Below are 1582 nucleotides of genomic sequence, written 5' to 3'. Positions count from 1 at the left end.
AGCTACTGTGATATACAGGTAAGGAGTGTGCGGGACGGGCGGGGTGCGGGACGGGCGGGGTGCGGGGTCTTCGCGGACGGTCAGGCGGCTTCGCGTTCGATGGGGCAGGTCATGCACCGCGGGCCGCCGCGGCCCCGGCCGAGTTCGCTGCCGCGCACGGTGATCACTTCGATGCCGTTCCTGCGGAGGTGGGTGTTGGTGGTCACGTTGCGCTCGTAGGCGACGACGACACCGGGTTCCACGGCGAGCACGTTGCAACCGTCGTCCCACTGCTCGCGTTCGGCGGAGCGGACGTCCTGGCCGGCGGTGAGGACGGTGACGGAGGGCAGGCCCAGGGCGTCGGCGACGGCCCGGTCCATCTCGCCGGGCTCGTGGGCGGTGACCTTCATGTCCCGGTCCCCGGTGCCGGGTTCGATGGTGCAGGAGGGCAGGGCGCCGAGGCCGGCGTACCGGGTGAAGGTGTCGCCGCTGACCATGGTCATGACGGTGTCGAGGTGCATGAAGCTGCGGCTCTTCGGCAGGTTGACGGCCACCACCCGCCGGGCGGAGCCCGCCGCGAACATGCGCCGGGCAAGGTTCTCCACCGCCTGCGGCGTGGTGCGCTCGCTCATGCCGACGAGCACCGCGCCGTTGCCGATCACCAGGACGTCGCCGCCCTCGATGGTGGCGGGGTACGCCTCCTGGCCGTCGGCCCACCGGTGGAACTCCCCCTTCGCGAACAGGGGGTGGTGCCGGTAGACCGCCTCGAAGTGGACCGTCTCGCGGCGCCGCGCCCGCTTGTTCATCGGGTTGACGCTCACGCCGTCGTACACCCAGCACGAGGTGTCGCGGGTGAACAGGTGGTTGGGCAGCGGCGCGAGGAGGAAGTCGTCGGGCGCCATGGCGTGCAGCCGCACGCTCGGTATCGGGCCCGTGCGGTCGAGCAGCTCGGCCTTGGTGACGCCGCCGATCAGGCAGGCGGTCAGCGCGGCCGGCTCCAGGCCGTCGAAGTGGGCGCGGATCCGGTCGGTGCCGAGGACGCCGAACTCCCTCTCGTCGAAGACCCGGTCCAGGACGAGCTGCCGTGCCTCGGCCCCCTCCAGCGTCTCGGTGAGCAGGTCCGCCAGCAGGTGCACGCGGACCCCCCGGTCGCGCAGGGTGTCGGCGAAGGCGTCGTGCTCCTCGCGTGCGCGCTTGACCCACAGCACGTCGTCGAAGAGGAGCGCGTCCTTGTTGCCGGGCGTGAGGCGCTTCAGTTCGAGGTCCGGCCGGTGCAGGACGACCTGCTTCAGCCGGCCGGTCTCGGAGTCGACGTGGAAGGACATGGCATCCCCCGGGGATGGGAAGTGAGGCGCGCCGGGGACCCGGCACGGGGACCGTCGCCGTCCGGGGGCCCGCGGGGCGTCTCGGTGGCACTCGGAACTCTGTCACCCGCGGGCCGCCGCACCGGGCGGCGACGGTCCCCGGCGGCGGGCCGGGCGGCACTCTTCGGCAGGGCCCTTCGGCCCTGCCGGGCGGGGACCGGGAAGCGCGTGCGCGGACGCGGGCGGACCACCGCCGGACGCCCCGGGGGCGCGGTGGGGGCCCCGGGGCTTACTANACG

1 protein-coding gene is annotated in these 1582 nt (G+C 73.2%); it reads right to left on the bottom strand.

The window, feature by feature from the left end; genetic code table 11:
• Positions 1-80: 80 nt before the first annotated feature.
• Positions 81-1304 (bottom strand): arginine deiminase, encoded by a 1224-nt coding sequence (locus MW084_RS22710; RefSeq protein WP_010476001.1) that lies wholly within the window; start codon positions 1302-1304, stop codon positions 81-83.
• Positions 1305-1582: the final 278 nt, after the last annotated feature.

The organism is Streptomyces sudanensis (genome assembly GCF_023614315.1).
Taxonomy (GTDB): Bacteria; Actinomycetota; Actinomycetes; order Streptomycetales; family Streptomycetaceae; genus Streptomyces; species Streptomyces sudanensis.
The sequence above is the reverse complement of the archived record's forward strand: the minus strand, read 5'-3'. Positions and strand labels throughout refer to the sequence as shown.

Bases quoted from the DNA above. Each gene is read 5' to 3' on its own strand.
- MW084_RS22710 (WP_010476001.1), bottom strand. From the start codon at position 1,304: ATGTCCTTCCACGTCGACTCCGAGACCGGCCGGCTGAAGCAGGTCGTC.